This is a genomic window from Pseudoalteromonas sp. 1181_04 (assembly GCF_052850545.1).
Window position 1 is genome coordinate 92,056 of record NZ_VXCS01000003.1, and the last position, 24,176, is coordinate 116,231.

The 24,176-nt window shown below is 40.8% G+C and carries 18 protein-coding genes and 1 tRNA gene; 9 read left to right on the top strand and 10 right to left on the bottom strand.

The features are described from left to right. Positions 1–172 precede the first annotated feature (172 nt). From FW757_RS03145 to FW757_RS03160, 4 genes are all read left to right on the top strand, one after another. On the top strand, positions 173–1,522 hold the full coding sequence (locus FW757_RS03145; protein WP_145234997.1) for a sigma-54-dependent transcriptional regulator: 1,350 nt from the start codon (positions 173–175) through the stop codon (positions 1,520–1,522). Continuing rightward, entirely contained in the window at positions 1,519–2,814 is a 1,296-nt protein-coding gene (locus FW757_RS03150; RefSeq protein WP_259398571.1) for a sensor histidine kinase, read from the top strand. The genes FW757_RS03145 and FW757_RS03150 overlap by 4 nt, the downstream gene beginning before the upstream one ends. Positions 2,815–3,041: 227 nt before the next feature. Further along, on the top strand, positions 3,042–3,425 hold the full coding sequence (locus FW757_RS03155) for a DUF1842 domain-containing protein (protein ID WP_182719468.1): 384 nt from the start codon (positions 3,042–3,044) through the stop codon (positions 3,423–3,425). Positions 3,426–3,855: 430 nt separating this feature from the next. Then, positions 3,856–5,760 (top strand): hypothetical protein, encoded by a 1,905-nt coding sequence (locus tag FW757_RS03160; RefSeq protein WP_446440853.1) that lies wholly within the window; start codon positions 3,856–3,858, stop codon positions 5,758–5,760. A 133-nt stretch (positions 5,761–5,893) separates the two neighbouring features. Here the strand turns inward: FW757_RS03160 and FW757_RS03165 are convergent. Continuing rightward, positions 5,894–5,978, bottom strand: a tRNA-Leu gene (locus tag FW757_RS03165). 261 nt (positions 5,979–6,239) lie between these two features. Between FW757_RS03165 and FW757_RS03170 the strand changes: the two genes are divergently transcribed. Beyond that, positions 6,240–6,734 carry an RDD family protein gene (locus FW757_RS03170; protein ID WP_182719466.1) on the top strand — a complete coding sequence of 165 codons (495 nt, stop codon included), beginning with the start codon at positions 6,240–6,242 and terminating at the stop codon, positions 6,732–6,734. Between the two features lie 32 nt (positions 6,735–6,766). Here FW757_RS03170 and lptG read toward each other — a convergent pair whose 3' ends face one another. Both lptG and lptF read right to left on the bottom strand, forming a co-directional pair. Next, a complete protein-coding gene (gene lptG / locus FW757_RS03175; protein WP_182719465.1) occupies positions 6,767–7,834 on the bottom strand; it encodes an LPS export ABC transporter permease LptG in 1,068 nt (355 codons plus the stop codon). After that, the gene (gene lptF, locus FW757_RS03180; protein ID WP_149981256.1) at positions 7,831–8,943 is read right to left on the bottom strand and encodes an LPS export ABC transporter permease LptF; all 1,113 of its coding nucleotides are present in this window, start codon (positions 8,941–8,943) and stop codon (positions 7,831–7,833) included. Before lptF ends, lptG begins: the two co-directional genes overlap by 4 nt. Positions 8,944–9,207: 264 nt before the next feature. Between lptF and pepA the strand changes: the two genes are divergently transcribed. From pepA to FW757_RS03195, 3 genes are all read left to right on the top strand, one after another. Further along, the gene (gene pepA / locus FW757_RS03185; RefSeq protein WP_145234985.1) at positions 9,208–10,719 is read left to right on the top strand and encodes a leucyl aminopeptidase; all 1,512 of its coding nucleotides are present in this window, start codon (positions 9,208–9,210) and stop codon (positions 10,717–10,719) included. Between the two features lie 175 nt (positions 10,720–10,894). Then, positions 10,895–11,341, top strand: coding sequence for a DNA polymerase III subunit chi (locus tag FW757_RS03190; protein ID WP_145234983.1), 447 nt, complete (start codon positions 10,895–10,897; stop codon positions 11,339–11,341). Positions 11,342–11,401: 60 nt separating this feature from the next. Next, complete coding sequence (locus tag FW757_RS03195; protein ID WP_182830551.1) at positions 11,402–14,257, top strand: valine--tRNA ligase; 2,856 nt, start codon at positions 11,402–11,404, stop codon at positions 14,255–14,257. 97 nt (positions 14,258–14,354) lie between these two features. On the opposite strand, the gene FW757_RS03200 is transcribed toward FW757_RS03195, so the two are convergent. Next, positions 14,355–15,617, bottom strand: a complete 1,263-nt coding sequence (locus tag FW757_RS03200) for an outer membrane protein transport protein (RefSeq protein WP_182830550.1) — start codon at positions 15,615–15,617, stop codon at positions 14,355–14,357. Positions 15,618–15,904: 287 nt separating this feature from the next. Between FW757_RS03200 and FW757_RS03205 the strand changes: the two genes are divergently transcribed. Then, on the top strand, positions 15,905–16,246 hold the full coding sequence (locus tag FW757_RS03205; RefSeq protein ID WP_259399182.1) for a hypothetical protein: 342 nt from the start codon (positions 15,905–15,907) through the stop codon (positions 16,244–16,246). On the opposite strand, the gene FW757_RS03210 is transcribed toward FW757_RS03205, so the two are convergent. From FW757_RS03210 to FW757_RS03235, 6 genes are all read right to left on the bottom strand, one after another. Continuing rightward, the gene (locus FW757_RS03210; protein WP_404699266.1) at positions 16,206–17,423 is read right to left on the bottom strand and encodes an HD-GYP domain-containing protein; all 1,218 of its coding nucleotides are present in this window, start codon (positions 17,421–17,423) and stop codon (positions 16,206–16,208) included. The two genes, FW757_RS03205 and FW757_RS03210, sit on opposite strands and share 41 nt — an antisense overlap. Before the next feature lie 225 nt (positions 17,424–17,648). Beyond that, positions 17,649–17,984, bottom strand: a complete 336-nt coding sequence (gene rraB / locus FW757_RS03215; protein ID WP_182718447.1) for a ribonuclease E inhibitor RraB — start codon at positions 17,982–17,984, stop codon at positions 17,649–17,651. Next, a complete protein-coding gene (locus FW757_RS03220; protein ID WP_149981260.1) occupies positions 17,984–18,697 on the bottom strand; it encodes a 1-acylglycerol-3-phosphate O-acyltransferase in 714 nt (237 codons plus the stop codon). The genes rraB and FW757_RS03220 overlap by 1 nt, the downstream gene beginning before the upstream one ends. A gap of 158 nt (positions 18,698–18,855) precedes the next feature. Continuing rightward, complete coding sequence (gene parC, locus FW757_RS03225; RefSeq protein ID WP_182718448.1) at positions 18,856–21,147, bottom strand: DNA topoisomerase IV subunit A; 2,292 nt, start codon at positions 21,145–21,147, stop codon at positions 18,856–18,858. Positions 21,148–21,157: 10 nt separating this feature from the next. Next, on the bottom strand, positions 21,158–22,252 hold the full coding sequence (locus FW757_RS03230) for a PQQ-dependent sugar dehydrogenase (RefSeq protein WP_182718449.1): 1,095 nt from the start codon (positions 22,250–22,252) through the stop codon (positions 21,158–21,160). Continuing rightward, positions 22,245–24,173: a diguanylate cyclase gene (locus FW757_RS03235; protein WP_446440854.1), complete on the bottom strand. Its 1,929-nt coding sequence runs from the start codon at positions 24,171–24,173 to the stop codon at positions 22,245–22,247. The genes FW757_RS03230 and FW757_RS03235 overlap by 8 nt, the downstream gene beginning before the upstream one ends. Between the last annotated feature and the right edge of the window lie 3 nt (positions 24,174–24,176).

Here is a 24,176-nt window from a genome sequence, read left to right on the forward strand (position 1 = left end):
CACCACATATCTCAACCTTGAAACCGGACTCAAACAGTCCGCAATCGGACTGAAACACCTAGTAAAATCATCTTTAAATAGCTAACAAGCTGAAATACAGCAATAAAATCACTGGCATAGAAATCGCTATACGCTACAATCAACCTGTGCTTATTCACCTATTTGGAAGTTTATGCCTGCCACTATTTTGATCATTGAAGATAGCCCCGAAATCCGCCTAAGCGCGCGCTTTATTTTAGAAGATAACGGCTACCAAGTGCTCGAATGCGACTCACCTTTTAGCGCGCAAGCAGTAGTTAAAGATAGCCAAGCGATTGACCTTATTTTGCTCGATATGAATTTTACCCGCGACACCACATCAGGTGACGAAGGTTTGGCGTTTTTACAGCACTTACATAAACAACAGTTAGATATCCCTGTCATCGCAATGACTGCGTGGTCGAGCGTAGATCTAGCGGTTCGCGCTATGCAACACGGTGCGTGTGACTTTATTGAAAAGCCATGGCAAAACCAGCGCTTATTAAAATTGCTCGATCAGCAACTCACACTTAAAAAGTTAAACAAACAAAATCAAAAGTTGCTGCAACAGCTTAACGATCGTGCCTCGCCTGCATTTGTGTATCAGTCACACGCTATGCAACAACTGATAAGTCAGTTAGCTAAGGTGGCTAAAACCGATGCTAACATTTTACTAACCGGTGAAAATGGTACGGGTAAGAGCCAATTAGCACAATGGCTTCATCAGCAGTCAACGCGCCATACACAACCGTTTATTGCAGTGAATATGGGGGCTATTGTTGAATCGTTATTTGAAAGCGAAATGTTTGGTCATAAAAAAGGTGCGTTTACTGATGCTAAAAATGAGCGCATTGGCCGCTTTGAACTGGCCGATAACGGCAGTTTATTTTTAGACGAAATAGCCAATATACCACTACCACAACAAGCAAAATTATTACGGGTACTCGAAAGCCAAGAGTTTGAGATGGTTGGCGCGAGTCACACTAAAAAAACCAATGTACGCTTGATCAGTGCCACCAATGGCGATATTGCCACACTGATAAAACAAGGCCAGTTTAGAGAAGATTTATACTATCGGATAAACACTTTGGAGTTTGTAATACCGCCACTACGCGAACGCATTGAAGATATAGTGCCTTTGTGCGAGCACTTTATAAATTTACATGCTAAAAAATACTCAAGCACCATACTTACATTGAGTGAATGCGCTAAACAGGAATTAAACCACTATACTTGGCCGGGCAATGTACGCGAGCTAAGCCATGTGATTGAACGGGCAATATTGTTAGCAACAACCGACACATTGACCGCCGATGACTTAAACCTGCACAGCAGTCAAATCAATAACACATTACCACTAATGACACTAGAGCACGCAGAGCGCCAATTAATTGATTTAGCCCTCAAGCAGACCCAAGGCCATATTCCTAACGCCGCTAAATTATTAGGTTTAGGTAAATCTTCTATGTATCGTCGCCTTGAAAAATACGGGATTACCGTATGAAAAGCAGTATGACACTTAGTTGTCTTTATCACTCATCGCTGGAACGCAGTTTAATTGGCTTTGCATTTTTTAGTAGCACTTTAGCAGCGTTGGGGTGCTATTTTATTGGCCAATATTTTGCTTTATCTGTTGTTACTTCTGCCGTTATCTCAATCCTATTTTTAGCTATTTATCTTAAGCTGTTTATTCGTACCTATAAAAAAGTGATCAACAGCTTTAACCGCAATTACGCCCACCTAGATGCCATTTTAAACGAAGATTATAACCAGCTCGTTAAGCCCAGCTATCAGGCGGGGAGTATTCACCAATTACAACAAAGCTTGATTGAGTTAAGTGAAGAGTTATTTAAAAAGAAGTCGCGATACGATCAGCATGTTTTTTTGGTGTACCAATTAATTGAGCATTTTAATGTGCCGATCATGGTGCTCGATCAATATAATAAGCTCAGTTATGCCAATAATGCGTTTAGCGAATTTAAACAGACTCAATGGCAAACCTTACGCTATGCAAGCGCTGAACAATTAGGGCTTACAAAGCAAGACGCACATTGGCAATTTAGCGATGTTATTACAGCCCAGCAATGGCAAATACGCCACAGTGAATTTATAGAGCAAGGCAGCTGTCATCAACTTATTGTTATGATCGACATCACCTCAGCCCTTCGCGAAAGCCAACTGCAAGCATGGCAGCAAATTATTCGCGTACTCGGTCACGAAATTCGCAACTCACTCACACCAGTTACTGCAATGGCTGAAAATCTCGCCGTGAAGCTCACCGAGCCACGACAAATACAAGCACTTAATGTTATAAGTGAGCGCTGTAATTATCTTAATGAATTTGTCACGCGCTATGGCGATATAAATAAACCACTGGCACTTAATATAGTAGCAATAGACACCGACACATTTTTAAAACAAGTGTGCGCAATATACCCTGACGTTGCATTTAGCTGCGTAACAGACGCCGCAACTTTTAAGGCCGACCGCACGTTTATTCATCAAGTCATGATCAATCTAATAAAAAATGCCATCGAAGCAAGCACCCCGCCCGTTAAAGTAACATTAGGTGTGCATAAGCAAGGAAAAGTAAGCTGCATCACCATTGATGATAACGGCCAAGGCCTTGCCAACCCCGATAACATATTCGTGCCGTTTTACACCACTAAACAACAAGGTCAAGGGATTGGTCTAAGCTTTTGTCGCAACGTGATAGAGCAGCATCATGGTAGTTTGAGCTTAGCGAATAAAGAAAAACACCAAGGTGCAGTCGCAACAATACTATTGCCAGTGTAGCTAGCTTCGAAAAGAAATACTAAAAAGAACATTTAGTTTAATCAGCGAATACTTTGTAAAAGCAGCCCCTATTCTAAAAAACAACGATAAAAAAACCTGTACGCCCTCAAACTCAACTTCATGTAATACGCTGTAATATGTCTTTTGTGGTGGTCATTCTACAATTTCACTCGGTTACTTAGTATCCATATAACAGTGCGAATGCAATCTACAAAAGGAACAAGAAAATGTCTGATGAAAGCTTATATCTCGTTAAATTACAATTTCAATCTGGTGTTGTTGGTGGTGGCTCTATGGAAATTCAGTTTGCTGTAGATCCAAAAACAGGTTCATTAAATGGTCGAGCGAATGGCAGCATCCAAGAAGGAACGCAGCATTCACCTCATTTCACCGCTAGCGCATCGGGCCATATGCATGCAACTGGCTATAATGATGTAACTAAAGTTGGCGCGCTAACAGGTCAAGCAGTGGTGTCTTTTCCACCACCTGCAATTGGTAGTTACCAGTCACCTTTTACGGCAAGCTTTGGCGTTGATAACCAATGGAATGGCAAAGGCAGTTTTTCAGTGGGTGATAATACCTACCAATGCAAAGTGAGTCTAATCGACTAAGCTGATTAAAAATAGTTTTTCTATTAAATGGCATTCAATCCAGTTGAATGTCATTTAATAATTCACCAAGCAGCGTCATTACTACCCTTCTTCAAGCTCTCGCCAAAGCTTATGGCTTAGCACTTTATTTCAGGCATAAAAAACCGACCAATTTGGTCCGCTTCACGTTTATAAAAACGTTGAAAAACAGTGTCGACTTGCTTTGCTATGATTTAATTAGGATTGCCTAACTTTTTTATCATTTGTTTAAGCCTTTGTATTCATTTAACTAGGCATTCATATAACTAGCTTTAGTAGCAAAACTTCAATAGAAGAATCTTCAACAAAGCGCTTAATGACTTAAAGCATTTCCTTCTTAACTTTACCTACGTTTGGTCCAATCAAATTAACCATCTGATATAATCGCATAAAATATTAAGGAAAATTAGTGATGAAACTAAAAACAACAGCTGTCTGCCTTTTAACCTTACTACTTTCTGCCTGTGGTGGGGGAAGTAGCTCTGAAGAACAACAAAAAGCACCAAATAACAAACCTACTATAGCGGGTGAGTTCAGTTTTGAACTCGCTGCGGGATCTAGTTTAGAACATGCACTTACTGTAAGCGATAAAGACAACGACACAGTAACTGTCTCTGTAATAAACAAACCTGATTGGCTAAGCTATGAACTAAGTGAAAATACACTAACGCTCAGTGCTTCGCCTACTCTTTTTGACATAGCTGAACATCAAATTGACCTATCAATTAGTGATGGTAAAGAGTCGAACCAGTTTAACCTAAGTATTGACGTTCACTATGATGCCGTTAACTTTCCTGGCGAAGCAATTACACTTGCAGATAAAGAATTAATCGGCACGTGGACTACAGCAGACTCAAGCTCACTATTTCATTTTTCAGCTGACCAAACAGGTTTTGCAAAAATTGAGAGTGACAACTTTATGTTTAACTGGAATAACTCAGATGATGTTGAACTGCATACTCAAGAGTTTGAATGCATTGCAAATTGCATGCGTTCAAAGTTTATACCTCTCGAGATTTTAGCTAAGAAAGCTAATTCTATCCTAGCTAAAAAGTACACAAGTGAAACCGAGTTCACTTGGCTTACCCTGATTAAGGGCGAGAAAAAAGCGCTTAGTTTTGATACTTATAGCGATCAACGCCAAGAGCAAACACTTAGACTAAGCCAACTAGGTAATGAAGAAGGCTTCAAATATACTTTCTTTGCCAATGTAGCGATTAAAGCAGAAGGTTACACTCAGTTAGCTGGATTTCACGAGAATGTAATTCTAACTGACGGTATATATCAATTTATTGAGCCTGAAGAGAAAGGTAATAGTATATTTGGGCAAGACTATACAAAAACGTTTCAAAATACTGATGGCTCATATCAACAAATCAGTTTTTCTGTTCAATTAAAACAAGCCGAACTCATTGCAAGCTTAGATGATTTTGCTGTTTTTGAAGTCACCTATCATTTTATCCCTCAAACATCTCAAGATACGGCTAATTGGCCTGAGCTTGAAAAAGAGCTTGTTGATCGCAAAACCTATAAAGTATTTAGAGGTGTTGCAGAGGCGCCAGTTCCTGAATTTTCAGCGGGTGATGTGTTATTCGGCTTATCTCCATTGTATTCAAGTGTGCAATTAGCTGATGGAAGTTCCTTTAAAATAATCAATGCACCTATCACGGTTGATTCAGAAACTTCAGGACATTACTCAGTGAAAGACGCACTTACTGGTGAAGAGTCTACTTATGATATTACGTTCAGCAACTTGGGCGATACTTTAGAATTCACCATAGGTATTGAAACTAGAAATGTACGCTATGTAAAACTCTACGATAATCGCATTGCTACTGTAGACGATTTTTACTCCAGCAAAAAACAATCAAGCTACTCTTACGCTAATCTAGCCCAAGCAGATACTACCTATAATGCGACTCAAGAAGATTATATGAAAACCTTCTATGTTAACGATTTAAACTTGTTAAATAACAACAAACATGCCGTTATAGAGCCTCACGATAACGGTACAGCCATTGTTTATAGCGGTGGTATTTTTGGCCCTAATGGCCGTTGGCAGTTTGAAGAAGACAATAGCATGAGCTTCGTAACTCCTTGTAGTCAAGATGAAACAATAAGCAGTTGTATCGATAATTCTGAAGAAGTTGATGTGATCAACTACAAACTTTTCAAAAAGGAAAAAGCCGGCTATTGGTTTTTAAGGTCTCATAGCAACCAAGACAAATACTCAGATGGAAAAATAGCCCAATCAGTAACACAAAGTATTCAATTCTTAAAACTATGCGATAGCGTCTGTATATACAGAAGTAATTAACTAAAAATCAAACGATTAATGCAGATTATACGGTATTAATCGTTTGCCACATCATATGGCTATAAACTAACAACTGACCACTTTATTTCAGGCATAAAAAAACCCCGACCAATGTGGTCAGGGTTATTAAAAGTGGTACCAGCGGCCGGACTTGAACCGGCACGCCTTGCGGCAGGGGATTTTGAATCCCCCATGTATACCAATTTCATCACGCTGGCATCATTTTTCTTTAACCTTCTAACATGAGAAGATAAAGAAAAACCACTTTAGAGCTAGGACTTATCAAGCTGTCTTTGTCTCTATGCCATGCATTATACAAACAATAAGAGGAGCAGCAAGCGTTTTTTACAAAACCACGATCAACCGCTTAACAATTGAGCAACCATTAACATTCACTCATAAAAGCTACTAACTGTGCGGCTAGTATTTGTCTCGCTATTTGCTAAACTAGCGCGCATATTAACTTTGTGAGTTTGTTTATGTCTGCTGAATTTCCGCGTGCGAGCTTTTGGCGTCGCTTTGCCTCTTTAATTTACGACTCTTTAGTTGTGATTTCGCTATCTATGCTTACTGCCATACTTTACTTTGCAGCCATTCAGGGGTTAATTGGCTTAGATCTAATTATGCAGACAGAAGATCCGGCCGCCTTAATTCAGGACTCTCCATTGCTGTACGGTATTCGCAGTGCATTATTCGTTGGTGTAAATATTATATTTTTTGTCTATTTTTGGACTAAGAGTGGCCAAACGATTGGTATGCGCGCATGGCGTTTAAAAGTACAAACTCGCGATGGTAAGCTAATTAGTTGGCCACAAGCCGTTATTCGCAGCGTAACCGCATTACTTGGCTTAGGTAATTTAGTGGTATTAGTTGATTTTAAAAACAAACGAGCGCTGCAAGATTACCTGTCTAAAACCGAGGTTGTTGCGCTAACAAAAGAAGAAAACAAACGAATTTATCGTTCTTTAGATTAGCAATGAGGAGCTAGGCTGCTAGCTCCCCGTTATCAATTTCGCTTATTAAGCAAGTAAGTCGCAAAACCTATAAATATTATGCTTGGTAAAGTCGCCCCGATTATCGCAGGGATTTGATACACCATCACCACAGGACCAAATATTTCATTGGTTAGGTGAAATGCAATACCGGTTACTACACCCATTACAATCCGCGCGCCCATCGTCACGGTACGCAGTGGGCCAAATATAAACGACAGCGCCACTAATAACATCACCGCTATCGATACTGGCTGCATAATCTTACGCCATAAAGCAAGCTCGTAGGTGCTAGTATCTTGCTCATTTTGTTTCAAATAACCTAAATATGACCACAACCCTGTAAATGACAGAGACTCTGGTTTTACCGATACGACACCCAGCTTTTCAGCTGTAAGTTGTGATTCGTAAAACTCTTCTTTTTGCTGCTGTGTGCTGATCAACTCTTCACTGAGTTGCACTTTATTTACATCTCGAAGTAACCAACCGTCTTTACGGCCTACCGCTTCGCGAGCTTTAGTAATTTGTGTAAGTTGTAGTGAACTATCAAAATGATACATGTTCACGCCATGTAATACGCCGTTTTGGTCAACATCTTCTATATTAATAAAGTTATTGCCATCTTTGGCCCATACACCTTGCTGAGCGTTAAATACATCACCACCATGTATTGCTTGATTACGCATTTCTTTCGCTTTAAGTTGTGTCGCTGGTGCGCCCCACTCGCCTAATGCCATCATACAAAGCGCCATAAATATTGCGGTTTTCATTACTGAGAGAATAATTTGCAAACGCGACATACCGGCGGCTTGCATCACCACCAGTTCACTATTTGATGCAAGTGCCCCAAGCCCCGTTAAGCCACCAATTAAAGCGGCCATTGGGAAGAACACCACAAGATCATCAGGCATGCTATATAAGGTATATAGCAAAGCAGTTCCAATATCGTAGCTTCCGCGACCGACTGATTTAAGCTGCTCAATAAATTTAATCAGGGTACTGATCCCAACTAAGACCATCAAAGCAAAACCGGTGGTTTGTAAAACACTGCGGCCTAAATACCAATCAAGCGTTTTCATCATGCGCCTAACTCCCGCTTAGTTAATACTGCTTTTAACCATGCGCCGAGCGGTCGCCCTTTGATAATCAAAAAGCCGCCAATAAATAAAGCGCTTAAATGGATCCACCACAGGCCAATTGAAGGCGGAATTTTACCATCCTCAATCGCAAACTTTGCAGCATTCAATAAGATGAAATAACCTAAATACAAGCTGATGGCAGGCACTAATTTGGCAAACTTACCTTGGCGCGGATTAACGACACTCAGCGGTACTGCTAATAAAGTAAGTAGTGGAATAGAAAGCGGTATAGCAAGACGCCACTGCCACTGAGCAATCGCATCTGTCGTTTTCATCGCAAACAGATCAATGGTCGGCACAGCTTCAAGTTTACGGCGTTGATGTTCTATTTCTTGCTCACGGATTTGTACACTATAGCCATCAAATTCGGTTAAATTTAGCGCAGGGGTTTTGCCGTCGGTTTCGTAACGCTTACCGTCACTGAGCACCAATTGCTGCTCACCGCTTTCTTGCTCGATCACTACACCCCGCTGCGCATATACTAACCGTGCGAGATTATCTTTTTCGCTGTCTGGTAGTTGCGCTACAAATACTTTGTGTAGTTCTTTGCCGCCTTTTTCGATGTTATGAATAAACACCACCGCTTTTTCGTTACCTGTTTGTTGAAAGCGCCCAGCCCGCAGCGCTGATAACCCGGCATCCGCTTTGGCTTGTTCTTTCAATTGATATTCTTGCTCACTCGCCCATGGGGCTATATATAAAGTCAGTACTCCTGCCAATAGCGCCAATACCACACTAGAAACTAAGGTTACACGCACTACGTACCATTCACTAACACCACAGGCTTTGAGAACGGTCATTTCACTGTCGGCATAAATGCGACTATAGGCGAGAATAATCCCTAAAAAGATACTTAGCGGTAATATTAATGATGCCAATTGCGGTAACTTTAGTGCAATCATTGACAGCACTAACTTAGCAGGAATGCCGCCTTCAGAGGCGTCGCCAAGAATAACAACAAACTTTTGCGACAAAAAAATTGTCATCAAAGTTAAAAATACGGCGACCTGAGACTTTAAAACTTCAGTGGTCAAATAACGGAAAATTAGCAATGATCGCCCCTGTTAAACATGATGTTTTACTTCAAGAGTAAGAAAATTTGAGTAAACTTAGGGTTTTATTATATGTCATCAACATTAAATATCATACCTAGCAACTCGATATATTGTCGCATTAGTGGTATTGATGGCTACAAAAGTATAAAGTTCAAATACACATAATGAGTCAGCGTTTATAAGCTAATATTAAGCTAGTATCTGGATTTTTATTTTATTACCCTTATTTAAGGGTTAAATGACTCAAAATTAGGAGTGACAATGGAATTTAGCGTAAAAAGTGGTAGTCCTGAAAAGCAACGTAGCGCATGTATTGTAGTTGGCGTTTATGAGCCACGTCGTTTATCCCCCATTGGTGAACAACTCGATAAAATCAGTGATGGTTATATCTCTAATTTATTGCGTCGCGGCGACCTTGAAGGCAAGCCGGGACAAGTGCTGTTATTGCATCATGTACCCAATGTGTTAAGTGAACGCATACTATTGGTCGGCTGTGGTAAAGAGCGCGAGCTAGACGACAAACAATACAAACAAATTATTTCAAAAACTATCAATACCCTAAATGAAACTGGGTCGATGGAAGCGGTATGCTTTTTAACTGAGCAACATGTTAAAAGTCGCGACACCTACTGGAAAGTCCGCCAAGCGGTCGAAACCACCCAAGACTGCTTGTACACATTTAACCAATTAAAAAGCAAAAAAAGTGACCCGCGTCGCCCGCTGCGTAAAATTGTGTTTAACGTACCAACTCGCCGCGAACTTACCATTGGTGAAAGCGCCATTGAACATGGTCTAGCGATTGCTGCAGGTAGTAAGTTATGTAAAGACGTAGCGAACATGCCGCCAAACATCTGTAATCCTGCATATTTAGGTGAACAAGCGCAAGAACTTGCAGCTAACTTTGACAACGTTACGGTTGATATAATTGGCGAAGATAAAATGGCAGAGTTAGGTATGAATTCATACTTAGCAGTTGGTCGTGGTAGTGATAACGAATCTATTATGTCGGTAATTAACTACCAAGGCGGCGCGAAAGATCAAGCCCCAATAGTGCTAGTTGGTAAAGGTTTAACCTTTGACTCAGGTGGTATTTCACTCAAACCAGGCGAAGCCATGGATGAAATGAAATACGATATGGGCGGTGCAGCCGGTGTTATTGGCGCAATGCGTGCTTTGGTGCAAATGCAATTACCGATTAACGTAATTGGTGTACTCGCAGGTTGTGAAAACATGCCAAGCTCGAATGCTTATCGTCCGGGTGATATTTTGACCACTATGTCAGGGCAAACAGTTGAAGTACTAAATACCGACGCTGAAGGCCGCTTAGTATTATGTGATGCACTCACTTATGTTGAGCGCTTTGAACCTGAAACCGTGATTGATGTTGCTACTTTAACTGGCGCTTGTATTGTTGCCCTTGGCGCTCATGCAACGGGGTTATTATCTAACCACAACCCACTGGCACATGACTTGTTAAAAGCATCTGAGCAAAGTGGCGACCGTGCGTGGCAGTTGCCACTGTGGGATGATTATCAAGATCAACTAGAAAGCCCATTTGCTGATTTTACTAACTTAGGCGGCCGCTCTGCGGGAACGATAACAGCAGCATGCTTCTTATCTAAGTTTACTAAAAAGTATAACTGGGCCCATTTAGATATCGCAGGCACTGCTTGGCGCAGTGGTAAAAACAAAGGCGCAACAGGTCGACCGGTGCCAATGCTTACGCAATATTTACTCAACCGTGCCGGTGTAAGCGAAACCAGCCAAGATTAAACCCCGCGTTTAACAATACATTGTTAAATTTAAATAAGGCGCTTTTTAGCGCCTTATTTATTCCCCACTTATTAACGTATAAATTAGCGTATTAATTGAAGCAAAACGCGTTATATGGCAAAATCCCTGCTTTGATTTAAGTATTATTTTCAATACTGTGGGAAGCCCCGATACAATGAGCATGAACGCCCAGTTTTTCGTTCTAAAGCAACAAGATGAGTCATTAGCCAAGGCTGATGATCACTTTAGCTTAGCGGCTGATATTGCTGCTGAACAGTATCGTCTTGGTCATCGTATCTTTATTTACGTTGATGATCTTGAAATTGCCCATGCCATTGATGAAACTATTTGGTCATTCGACCCCGACAGTTTTGTGCCTCACAATCTCCAAGGTGAAGGTCCAAAAGGTGGTGCGCCCGTTGAAATAGGTACTACCCCGCCAGTCGGTAATCGTAAAGTTTTAATTAACTTGGCTGCACAATTGCCGGACTTTATTCGTCGGTTTAACCAAGTTTTTGATTTTGTGCCCGTTGAAGCCACTGCTAAACAAGCTGCCCGTGAGCGCTTTAAAAAGCTACGCCAACTCGGTGCTAATATCACCACGCAAGATATTAATAGCTAACATACCTTTTGTATAAATAGCTAACTAACTCATTTAAGTACTTATTTAAGGTTCTGTGTAATGGATAAAACCTACAATCCGCAAGATATTGAACAGTCGTTATACCAAGACTGGGAACAAAAAGGCTACTTCAAACCATCAGGTAAAGGCGATGCATATTCAATTATGATCCCGCCACCCAATGTCACTGGTAGCTTACACATGGGCCACGCTTTCCAAGACACCATTATGGATACCTTAACGCGTTTTAAACGTATGCAAGGTAATAACACATTATGGCAAGTAGGTACTGACCACGCAGGTATTGCTACGCAAATGCTGGTTGAACGTAAACTCTCTGCTGAAGAAGGTAAAACACGCCACGACTTAGGCCGTGAAGCTTTCATCGACAAAATTTGGCAGTGGAAAGAACAATCTGGCGGGACTATCACAAAACAACTTCGTCGCCTTGGCGCATCGGTTGACTGGGATCGTGAACGTTTCACAATGGATGACGGCTTATCAGAAGCAGTTAAAGAAGTGTTTGTACGCTTACACAAAGAAGATTTAATTTATCGTGGTAAGCGCCTAGTAAACTGGGATCCAAAGCTACACACGGCTATCTCTGATCTTGAAGTTGAAAACAAAGACAAACAAGGCCACATGTGGCACCTACGTTACCCATTGGCTGATGGTGTTACAACCCAAGACGGTAAAAACTACATTGTAGTGGCAACGACTCGCCCAGAGACCATGCTTGGTGACTCAGGTGTTGCAGTAAACCCAGATGACGAACGCTATCAAGACTTGATCGGTAAAGAGATTTTACTGCCGATTGTTAATCGTCGAATTAAAATTGTTGCTGATGAACATGCCGATAAAGACAAAGGCACTGGTTGTGTAAAAATCACGCCAGCACACGACTTTAACGATAACGAAGTTGGTAAACGTCATCAAATGCCGTTGATCAATATCTTCGATAAAGATGCCGCAATTCTAAGTCAAGGCGAAACGTACACCTTTGATGGTAAAGAGCTTGAGTTTGATGCACCAATTCCTGAGCGCCTGCATGGTCTTGACCGCTTCGATGCACGTAAAGCAATTGTGGCTGAATTTGAACAGTTAGGCCTACTTGAAAAGATTGAAGATCACGCTCTAACCGTACCTTACGGCGACCGCTCTGGTGTGGTTATTGAACCGCTACTTACTGACCAATGGTATGTACGTGTTGCACCACTGGCTGAGCCTGCAAAAGACGCAGTAAAAAATGGCGATATTCAATTTGTACCTAAGCAATACGAGAACATGTATTTCTCGTGGATGAACGACGTACAAGATTGGTGTATTTCGCGCCAGTTGTGGTGGGGTCACCGCATTCCAGCTTGGTACGACAGCGAAGGCAACGTTTTTGTTGGCCGTGATGAAGCAGAAGTACGTCGTGAAAACAACATTGCTGATAGCGTAACACTTAGCCAAGACGAAGATGTACTCGATACCTGGTTCTCATCAGCACTTTGGACTTTTTCAACCCAAGGCTGGCCTGCGAACACAGATGATTTGAAAACTTTCCACCCGTCTGACGTATTGGTAACTGGTTTTGATATTATCTTCTTCTGGGTAGCGCGCATGATCATGATGACCATGCATTTCATCAAAGATGATAACGGCAAGCCACAAGTGCCCTTTAAAACGGTTTACGTTACGGGTCTTATTCGCGATGAAAATGGCGATAAAATGTCAAAATCTAAAGGTAACGTACTTGATCCAATCGATATGATTGACGGTATCGACCTTGAAAGCTTAGTAACAAAACGCACCAGTAACCTGATGCAAGAAAAAGTTGCTAATAAAATCGAAAAAGATACTCGTAAAACCTTTGATAACGGCATTGAAGCCCACGGTACAGATGCACTGCGCTTTACTTTAGCGGCAATGGCATCAACTGGTCGTGACATCAACTGGGATATGAACCGCCTTGAAGGTTACCGCAACTTCTGTAATAAGTTATGGAACGCCAGCCGTTATGTACTAATGAACACCGAAGAGCAAGATTGTGGCTTTACAAATGATGCAGTTAAAGAGTATTCACTTGCTGATCGTTGGATCTTAGGCCAATTTGAAGCAACTGTTAAAACCTATACTGAGCACTTAGATAACTACCGTTTTGACCTTGCAGCCAATACGCTTTATGAGTTCACTTGGAACCAATTTTGCGATTGGTACTTAGAGCTGACAAAGCCTGTATTATTCAAAGGCAATGAAGCACAACAACGTGGTACGCGTCATACACTGATCACTGTGCTTGAAAGCCTACTGCGCTTAATGCACCCAATGATGCCATACATTACCGAAACGATTTGGCAACGTGTTGCGCCACTGGCAGGTCTTGAAACAGCGAACACTAGTATCATGGTACAAGCCTTCCCTGTTTACAATGAAGCTAACGTTGATGCAAAAGCAATGGATGATTTAGAGTGGGTTAAGCAATTCATTTTAGCTATTCGTAACATTCGTGGTGAAATGGATATTAGCCCAAGCAAGCCGTTATCAGTATTACTAGCAAATGCATCTGCGGATGATGTACGTCGTATTGAAGAAAATAAATCTTTCTTAGCATCACTTGCTAAAATTGAAGAATTTACGCTGCTTGATAACAAAGATGACGCACCTGCATGTGCAACATCTTATGTTGGTAACCTTGAGATCATGATCCCAATGGCAGGTCTAATCGATGTTGACGCCGAACTTGCACGCATTGCTAAGCAGCTTGAAAAAGCCGAAAAAGGCCTAGCTCAAGTGCAAAATAAACTAGCAAACGAAAAGTTTGTTAACAATGCACCTGAAGCAGTCCTTGCTAAAGAAAATGAGAAGCTTGCAGAGTTCTCAGATGCGAAAGCAAAACTACTTGAGCAAAAAGCCAAGATCGAAAGCTTGTAACTAGATGCGGGGAACCCCGCACAGCTAGACACAAAAAAAGCCGCGTTAATAAATAACGCGGCTTTTTATTTGCGCGGGATAAACCCGCGCCTACAAATTAAAACGTGTAGTTATACTGCGCACCAAATAAGTATGCATGGCCTTTTGATTCAAAGCCCCACTGCTGACCTAAGCCATCAGATTCAGTAAAGTTTTGTGTTTTACCACGGAGAATACTCATACCAATATCTAGGTTTGCTTGTTCGCTCATGGTGTAGTTAACACCAAACGAGTACCAAAAACGGTCAGTATCAGGGATAGAAATTGACAGGTGTTTTTGATCGGCTGGTGATTCATCATAAGCAATACCAGCACGTAATAGTACAGCATCGTTAAACTGATAATCGCCACCGATTGAGTAACGCATTGAGTTTGAGAAGTGCTCATCTTTAGAGAATACAGGTGTATCTTTGCCTGGAACATAAGCTTCTAGCTTTTGGAAGCTATCCCAACCAGTCCATAATACACTGTAGTGTAAGCCTGTTTTCTCATCTAACTGGTGTGTACCAGAGAACTCAGCAATCGCAGGGAGAGTGATTTCAACACTTCCAGGTACACTTACGCCAGCTAGGCCACCGATTTGTGCAGGTAATTGGTTAGAAAACTCGCCATCAAATGTGATATCTGTCTCGCTACGATAGTTAAAACCAAAGCGACTATTTTCATCAATCTGATAGCTAGCTCCTAAGTTCCAACCAAAGCCAGTATCATCGCCTTCTAAATGTACTGCTTGAGTTTGTGCTGGTAAACCTAATGGATTGGCACCAAAGTTACGAATGATTTTCGCATCTGCATAAACATAGTTTAAGCCAAGGCCAACACTAAATTGCTCATTGATTTTGTATGAACCACTAACGTTCATATTTACAGTAACAATCTCTGTTTCACCAGCAAGCTGGCCTGCAGGGTAATCTGCTTCAAATTCAGTTGATAAACCAAAATTTGAAAACGCACCAAAACCAACAGCAAACTTGTCATCGATAGGCATTACAAAATAACCTGCAGGAACAAAAGCGGCTGGCGCAATACTGCTGTCGTTTAGTTGACCAGGGTTAACTGATTGATTACTAGCTTCAGTGCCACGAAGGCTGACATCTGGAATGACAGCAATACCTGCAATACTTAGCTGCTGCTCTTTAAATACAGACATAAGAGCTGGGTTACGCGCAACTACAGAGGCATCATCAGCCACGGCTGCTTCACCAGCATATGCACGCCCTAAGCCAGAGGCATTTTGCTCTGCAAGCTGGAAAGCCGCTGCAAACGTATCTGCAGACATAACAGCAAATGATGCTGCAATTAAAGTTTTTGTAAATTTCATTGTGTTTCCTTAACCAAACAAAATGCTTGGGTTCCCATGTGTTGTCTCTAATTATTAGGAGTAAGTTACTTCAAAACCTTAGCACAGTACCTTACTTTTAAATAAAAAACTGTAACAAAGCGTTAAAAAACCCCATAAAAACCATTTTTTAACAGCAAAGTAACAGTTTTTTAAAACTCATCGGATAAGTTACAATAAAACTCACTTGCAATTAATTATCATTTAGATTGACTTGCTTGATAAGCACTATTAGACTGCCAAACAAGACTAGCAAAGGAGATGAAGCGGTGGAAATAGGATTAATTATTGCTGCGTTGGCTTTTTGTGGGATAAGTGTATATTGCTTTTGCAAAGCTAATTTTTGTGCCTGCACCAGAGCTGGCGAATGCGATAACCCTGTTAACCATTATTGGTTAGGTGCCATTGTCTGTGCTTTAGTCGCACTAGTATGCTGCTGTAGTGCGTTACATTCAGAAAATGGGACTTTATTGTGGCTACTATTAATGGTGAGTTGCTTCAGTGGTGCGCTATTATCGGCTAAGCAATCAACTAAAAAACACTGTGACAAAGCAATAACCAAAAAACCGCTTAAACCAACAGATGCTCTTTTAACAAACGAGCCAAATTAAGCTGATAATCTAATGGTTTGATACTCGCTAAAATCTTTAAGTCATGATCTGGTGAAGTTAAATCAACATCTTTTGCCGTAATATGATGACTATGCTTAGCATTATAGAAAACTTTAACTTTAGGTTGAATGGGGTTCTGATGATTACCTTCGGTTACTAATGCCAACCGTTCATTAGTTAATTTAACAATCGTGCCGACTGGATGTACACCTAAACACTTAATAAACCGCTGTACTAGCTCGCCATCAAACATGTGTTTATTAGCAAGTAAATAGCGCAGTGCGTTGACCGGTTCATCACCTAATTGATGGGGCCTGTCCGCTGTCATCGCGTCATACACATCAACTATCGCCATAATTCGTGCTGGTCGACTAAGTTTTTCACCCTGCAGACCTCGAGGATAACCACTGCCATCTAAGCGCTCATGGTGATTAACTATCATATCAAGCATTAATGGGGTAATGCCTTTTTCGCCTTTTACCAATCCTAAACTTTGCGCTACATGCTTTTTAATCGCTTGCATCTCAAGTTTATTTACTTTTTCAGATTTAGAAAAAATCCCTTGTGGTAATTTAGCTTGTCCCAAATCGTGCAGCAAGGCACCCATGGCCAGCTCTTGCACAACACTTTCTTTGTAACCTAAGTACTTGGCAAATACAGTGACAAAAATGGCGCAGTTAGTCATATGTCGCCAGTTGTACATATGCTTATCTTTAATGCGGGTTAAAATAGTCATTGCATTATGATTACGAAATACCGATGCCACAATATCTTTAGCTATACCATCAAGCAGTGCGATATTCATCTTTAAGCCTGAGGTAACGTCGCCATATAAACTTTGTAAATTACGATTATGTTGCTCATAGCTCACACTCGCTTTAGCAAACTCTTGCTCAACTGAAATAACCTTTTTTATCTTTAATTTATTAGGGTTATTGGCCGTTGCAGTAGCGACTTCAGGTTTGAGCTGATATTTGGCAGGAACACTCACATCACTTTGCGTAAAATCTATCAGCAGCTCTTGAACTCCTTCGGATACCAAGCGCTTAATGATCGATTTATCGCGAACTAGGCCGCGAGTTTTGATTTTTATACTATCAACCCCCTCAAACTGCTTGCTAACACTGTCAACAAACATTCCTGGTACGAGTTCAGAAATTGGAAGGGTAATAAGCATATAAAGTGATTAATTCATTTCAAAAAATAATAATTACTGATTATCAACGATCCACTACAAATGTCTATAACAAAAGTAACGAATACGAAATAAGCACTAGGAAATGGCGAGTTGGCGAGTTGGCGAGTTGGCGAGTTGGCGAGTTGGCGAGTTGGCGAGTTGGCGAGTCAATAATAGGTATGAATTACACTAGGTCCTAGTGGTTAGGACCTAGTGGATAACATATTACTCTTGGAAGTAAGTGCCCCAGCCGTCGTATTCTACGTCGGTGTCGATCGCAAGTTGTGCTAGTTTATCAACATCTTCCATTATTACCTCAACATCTAACTCAGCTTCAACAACGATGTCAAAGCCCCAAATCTTACTGCCGTCTTCAAGCTCAAGCTCTGCAGGCTCTTCAACGTCATAGCCTAGTTTAAACGCAGCGAGTGCAGCTTGCTCAAGCTTGACAAAGTCTTCGCAAACAAAGTGATGTTCTACTTCGTATAAGATCTCAGGATCAGAACCATCTTCTAATAACGAAGTTACAATGTCTTCACTAATTTCACGCCAATTTTCCATTACTTTTCTCTCACTTGAGCATCTAATTCAGTTATTCTAGCAGCCATTTTGCTATGAATACGCTTTGCGTGTTCACGTGCTCCAATCGTTTTATCAAGTGGTTCTGGCGCTAACATGTCTATGTAGATTATACCATTGTCCCAGCGATTTAGCTTAATGGTTTTATATGTTGTGCTCATACATACAGGTACTACAGGTACATCCGCATTTAAAGCCGTGTGAAATGCACCTGTTTTAAATGGTAATAAGCCACGTCCGTAACTGCGGGTTCCCTCTGGGAAAATCCACACTGACAGGCCTTTTTGTTTGATTTTATCGGCCGATTTAGTGATCGTGCCAGCCGCTTTAGAGCGATTACCCCGATCAATTAGAATATTGCCCGAAAGCCAATATAGCTGTCCAAAAAATGGGATCCACTTAAGACTTTTTTTACCTAAACTGACACAGTTTTTTGGTACCGCCGCCGGTAAAGTGAAAATATCGTAATTATTTTGATGGTTTGCAACATATACTGCAGGGCCACAACTTTGCGCGTCAGGATGGCGTGTAATAACCACGTTTACACCAAGCATTTTAGCCACTGTACCAAACCAACTTGAAATAATATGTACATTATTTATATGAAAAGGTTTTACTAAACAAAGGAGTAAACCAAATACACAGCTTAATAAAATAAACAATGCCATAATAACAATACGAATAATAGCTAACAAAGAAAACGCTCCAAAAATAATAACGTCGGCATTATAGCGTTATTTTTACCGCTAAACGAGTGTTTAGCGAACACATGTAAGCTTAAAATAATTTTCTGCTTTAAAAACAAACGACCTGCAATAGCAGGCCGTTTTATTCATAGATATAAAAAAAATACTTACTCAGTTTCTGTCGGCTCAATGTCATCATCAATCGCCGTCAACTCTACAACCGCTTCATCGACACGCTGTAAACCACGCGGTAATTTATTACCTCGACGACCACGCTCACCATGATAATGCTCTAAATCACTGGGTTTAAGAGTCAGCTTACGCTTACCTGCATGCAGGGTAACACTGGTACCTTCAGGCACCACTGCCAGCACTTTAACAAACTCTTCACGCGCTTGTACTTTGGCACTTGGGATAGAGATTATCTTGTTACCCTTACCTTTACCTAGTTTTGGTAAATCACGTAATGGGAATAACAACATCCGGCCTTCATTCGATATCGCCATACAGTAATCGTTAGCAACATCATTAACCCTAATTGGCGCTAATAATTGCCCACCTTTAGGCACACTAACCAAGGCTTTACCGTTTTTGTTTTTACTTACTAGATCTACAAAATCAGTAATAAAACCATAACCTGCATCTGATGCCATTAACAGTACTTGTTTGTCTTCGCCCATCACTACATGCTCAAAATTAGCACCTGCAGTGAGGTTAAACCGCCCTGTCATTGGTTCACCTTGGCTTCGTGCCGACGGTAACCCATGCGCATCAGTGGCAAATGCACGCCCAGCAGAATCTAAGAACACCGCAGGTTGATTACTCTTACCACGCGCAGAGGCTTTATATGCATCGCCAGCTCGATAACTGAGCCCTTCAACATCTAAATCATGGCCTTTACCAACACGCGCCCAACCTTTTTCAGACAACACAACGGTTACTGATTCTGATGGGATTAAATCTTTTTCGCTTAATGCTTTCGCTTCAAGACGTTCGACAATCGGTGAACGGCGATCGTCACCATACAGCTCTGCTGCTTCTTGAATCTCTTTTTTTAGTAACGTCGACATACGACGTTCAGAGCCTAAAGTCAGCTGTAATTTATCGCGCTCTTTGGCAAGCTCATCTTGCTCCCCACGAATTTTAAACTCTTCAAGTTTCGCTAAATGACGTAGTTTTAATTCAAGGATTGCTTCGGCTTGGATGTCTGTAATACCAAAGCGTTCCATTAACACAGGCTTTGGCTTGTCTTCGCTACGAATAATCTCAATAACTTCATCAATATTTAAAAAGGCTGCAAGTAAACCTTCTAAAATATGTAAACGAGCCAATACTTTATCTAAACGATATTGCAGGCGACGGCGCACTGTTTCACGACGGAACACCAGCCACTCAGTTAAAATGGTTCGTAAATCTTTTACCTGCGGACGGCCATCAAGACCAAGCATATTGATATTAACGCGGTAATTTTTTTCCAAGTCTGTAGTGGCAAATAAATGAGCCATTAACGGCTCCACTTTAATGCGATTAGAACGCGGAATGATGACAATCCGGGTTGGATTTTCGTGATCAGACTCATCACGTAAATCAGCCACCATAGGCAGCTTTTTGGCATTCATTTGCGCTGCGATTTGCTCAAGTACTTTACCACCAGAACATTGATGTGGCAGTGCAGTAATGACAATATCGCCGTGCTCCTCTGTATAAATAGCGCGCATTTTTATCGAACCACGGCCGGTTTGATAAATTTTACGAATATCCGCTTTTGAAGTAATTATTTCAGCTTCAGTTGGGTAATCGGGAGCTTGTACATGCTCAAGCAATTGATCTAGTTCAGCTTTAGGGTTATCCAATAGCAAACAACAGGCACTGGCTACTTCGCGTACGTTATGTGGCGGAATGTCAGTTGCCATACCCACTGCAATACCCGTAATACCATTGAGTAAAATATGTGGTAAGCGTGATGGTAATACTTGTGGCTCGTCCATTGTGCCATCAAAGTTTGGCGTCCAATCAACAGTCCCTTGGCCAAGTTCTTTTAACAGTACTTCTGAGAACTTAGATAAACGCGCTTCGGTATAACGCATTGCCGCAAATGACTTTGGATCATCTGCAGCACCCCAGTTCCCTTGCCCATCAACTAATGGGTAACGATAAGAAAACGGTTGTGCCATTAACACCATCGCTTCATAACAAGCGCTATCACCATGAGGATGGTACTTACCAAGTACATCACCAACGGTACGGGCTGACTTTTTATATTTAGCCGTTGCCGATAACCCCAGTTCGCTCATAGCGTAAATAATACGACGTTGTACTGGTTTTAGACCATCGCCAATATGTGGCAATGCCCTATCCATGATCACATACATGGAATAATTCAAATAGGCGTCTTCGGTAAAACGCCCCATTGTTTGTTGCTCAATTCCTTGCAATAGCAAGGTATCTGTATCACTCATCAAAGCCTACCTAATTTTTTTTATAGCTTACACGGTAGATCACATTGGCATAATCATCGGAGATCAATAAGCTGCCATCGGCAAGTTCTGCAAAAGCAACCGGACGACCCAATGTTTCTTCGTTTTTCATAAAGCCCGTAATAAACGGCGTGTATTTTATCACACGTCCTTGCTCAATAGTGGCAACTGCCACTTTATATCCAGATTTTTTACTGCGGTTCCAAGAGCCGTGTTCAGCAATAAATAATTGCTGCTTATAAGTAGCAGGAAATTGTTTACCTTGATAAAAATGAATCCCTAATGGAGCAACATGCGCACCCAAGGCTAAAGCTGGGGCACTGTAATCGGCAATATTTTTACCTTTACCAAATTCAGGATCTAAGATGGCACCTGCATGCACATACGGAAAACCAAAATGTTCACCTTCGGTTGTTAAGCGGTTTAGTTCATCCGGTGGAAGATCATCACCCATCATGTCTCTGCCATTATCACTAAACCACATAGCTTGGGTGCTAGGATGAAAGTCAAAGCCAACAGAGTTACGCACACCTTGTGCTAACGTGGTCATTTGTTTGGTGTTTACATCCAATGAAAATATTCGCCCATAGCGCTCATCTTCAGCGCAAATATTACAAGGTACGCCCACAGGAATGATCAGCTCGCCGGTTGGTGAGAAGCGTAAAAACTTCCAACCGTGATGACGTTCTGTCGGTAATGCGTCGTAAACCACTTCATATTTAGGTGCTTTCAATTGTGTATCAATATTTTTGAAGCGAATAATACGTTGCACTTCAGCAACATATAAGTCGCCATCTTTGATCGCTAAACCTGAAGGCATAGTTAAACCACTGGCCACCAAAATTTGTTTATCGGCAACCCCATCACTATTGTGATCAATCAGTGCATATACATTGCCCGCGTTTCGCGAGCCAACATACACAATACCTTTTTTAGATACTGCTAATTGCCGTGCATTTTCCACATCACTGGCAAATATGTTTACAGTAAAGCCATCAGGAACACTGAGTTCTTTAAGGATTTCTTTTGCTGCTAAGGGAGTACTTAGCAAGCCTAATGTTAATACAGAAACTAGTAATTTATTCATCGATTTCTACCCTATTACGGCCATGATCTTTTGCGGCATATAACGCTTTGTCTGCTTTTTTAAATAAATCTTTAAATGAGCCTAGTTGCGCTTGCTTTTGCGCCACACCAAAACTTGCAGTGACTTTGATCTCATTTCCATCACTGATTATACGTTCTTTTTCAATCTCAGTTTTAATTCGATAAGCAATTTCAGTGGCTTCAGCTAAAGTGGTATTGTTGAGTACCACTAAAAACTCTTCGCCACCAATGCGCCCTAGAATATCATTCTCTCTGATCGCTCGCAGAGATGTATTCGTGATCGCTTGTAACACTAAATCCCCTGCCGGGTGGCCAAAATCATCATTAATGTTTTTAAAGTGGTCTAGATCAAAAGCAATCAAACAAAAATTGTGATCGTCTTTTTTTAACTGTTGCCACTGTAACTGAGCAAACTCTATTATTTTACGTCGATTAGCCACACCAGTTAAAACGTCCGTATTGGCTAGCACACTAAATTTGCGCTTTAAACGATATTGTCGCCATGAAAAGATTAACAGCAATAAAAATAATAATAGTACGCTTAGCATAATGGTTTTTTGTAATGCTTGCTGTTGCTTAATTTCTTGTAATGCAAATTCGCTAAGTTCTTTATCTTTTTCAAGCAGCTGTCGTTCAATTTCTACTTGTTTAGTATCAAACTGAACTTGATAGCGAGAACGGGATAACTCGCGCACTTTATTATAATGTTGAGCATTTAAAGCGATAAGATCTTGCTGATGTAAGTACGCCTGCTGATAATCTTGTTGCTGCACCGCAAGCTGAGTAAGCAAGCGGGTTAACTTCAATAGTGATGTGATACTGTTTTCTATCGGAATTTGCTTCGACAACTGCTGCGCTTTAGTTAAGGTTATCGTGGCTTGCTCAGGCAAATTCAGTGCTAACTCAATACCTGCTTGAGTATAGAAGTGGTTAGCAATGGTAACTACATCTTCAAGCCTGTCAAAATATTGATTACTCAATGACAAATAATGGCTAGCTTGAGCCATATTTTGCTCTAATAAATATGCTTCCGCTAAGATAATATAACCGTAGTACACTAATTTTTCATTGGCTAACTTTTTGCTCAACGTCAGTAATTTCTGACTACTTGCAATCGCCTCTTGGCTGCGCCCCATCTTTAAATAAACTTTAGCTAAATGAAAATACGACACTAAACTGTCAAACGCTAAGTCATGTTTTAAAAAATAATCTAATGCCTTAGTTTGCACTTCAATTGCTTTGTTGTAATCAAACAAATATTCGTACGATTTTGCCATTGTTGATTCTATGTAGGCTAAATCAAGTAAACTTCCACTACGCTTAATAATTACATAACTTTTATAGAAGTAATCTAATGCCCGAATATCATCATGGTTATACACATAAAAATTAGCTAAAGCGCCATATACATCACTTTTTAGCTTATCATTATCAAGTTGTTCAACTAGCTCTTTAGCTGTCATTAAAACTGCTAATGATTTTTCAGTTTGCCCAGTAAAATTGTAAATATCCGATTTTACTAAGTAGTAGCTTATCAGCGCATCACTACTTAGTGAGTTTAGCTGCTTCGCTATTTGCTGTTCCAATTCAATGGATTTAGTTATTTCACCATTTAATAAGTAATTTTCAGCTAAATTGAGTTGTAACCTTGTGCGTTGTAACACTGTTAAGCGACTCGTATGCTCTACTAATAATAGCGCTACAAACTCAATGGCTTGGCCTGGATCCTGAATGCTTTTTTCGTGGGCGGTATGCAGTTGTGTTGTTAACCATTGCTCATCAAAAGCGGTTTTTTGCTGTGCTTTTAAAGGTGCGCAGTACAAGTACAAACAAGTAACAAGAATCGTTAATAAAACTAAACTGTTTAAATGTTTAAAACAACTCCCTTGCTGTACTTGCATGGC

Coding starts and splice junctions, on each gene's coding strand:
- FW757_RS03145 (WP_145234997.1), top strand. CDS start 173: ATGCCTGCCACTATTTTGATCATTGAAGATAGCCCCGAAATCCGCCTA.
- FW757_RS03150 (WP_259398571.1), top strand. CDS start 1,519: ATGAAAAGCAGTATGACACTTAGTTGTCTTTATCACTCATCGCTGGAA.
- FW757_RS03155 (WP_182719468.1), top strand. CDS start 3,042: ATGTCTGATGAAAGCTTATATCTCGTTAAATTACAATTTCAATCTGGT.
- FW757_RS03160 (WP_446440853.1), top strand. CDS start 3,856: ATGAAACTAAAAACAACAGCTGTCTGCCTTTTAACCTTACTACTTTCT.
- FW757_RS03170 (WP_182719466.1), top strand. CDS start 6,240: ATGTCTGCTGAATTTCCGCGTGCGAGCTTTTGGCGTCGCTTTGCCTCT.
- lptG (WP_182719465.1), bottom strand. CDS start 7,834: ATGATGAAAACGCTTGATTGGTATTTAGGCCGCAGTGTTTTACAAACC.
- pepA (WP_145234985.1), top strand. CDS start 9,208: ATGGAATTTAGCGTAAAAAGTGGTAGTCCTGAAAAGCAACGTAGCGCA.
- FW757_RS03190 (WP_145234983.1), top strand. CDS start 10,895: ATGAGCATGAACGCCCAGTTTTTCGTTCTAAAGCAACAAGATGAGTCA.
- FW757_RS03195 (WP_182830551.1), top strand. CDS start 11,402: ATGGATAAAACCTACAATCCGCAAGATATTGAACAGTCGTTATACCAA.
- FW757_RS03200 (WP_182830550.1), bottom strand. CDS start 15,617: ATGAAATTTACAAAAACTTTAATTGCAGCATCATTTGCTGTTATGTCT.
- FW757_RS03210 (WP_404699266.1), bottom strand. CDS start 17,423: ATGCTTATTACCCTTCCAATTTCTGAACTCGTACCAGGAATGTTTGTT.
- rraB (WP_182718447.1), bottom strand. CDS start 17,984: ATGGAAAATTGGCGTGAAATTAGTGAAGACATTGTAACTTCGTTATTA.
- parC (WP_182718448.1), bottom strand. CDS start 21,147: ATGAGTGATACAGATACCTTGCTATTGCAAGGAATTGAGCAACAAACA.
- FW757_RS03230 (WP_182718449.1), bottom strand. CDS start 22,252: ATGAATAAATTACTAGTTTCTGTATTAACATTAGGCTTGCTAAGTACT.
- FW757_RS03235 (WP_446440854.1), bottom strand. CDS start 24,173: ATGCAAGTACAGCAAGGGAGTTGTTTTAAACATTTAAACAGTTTAGTT.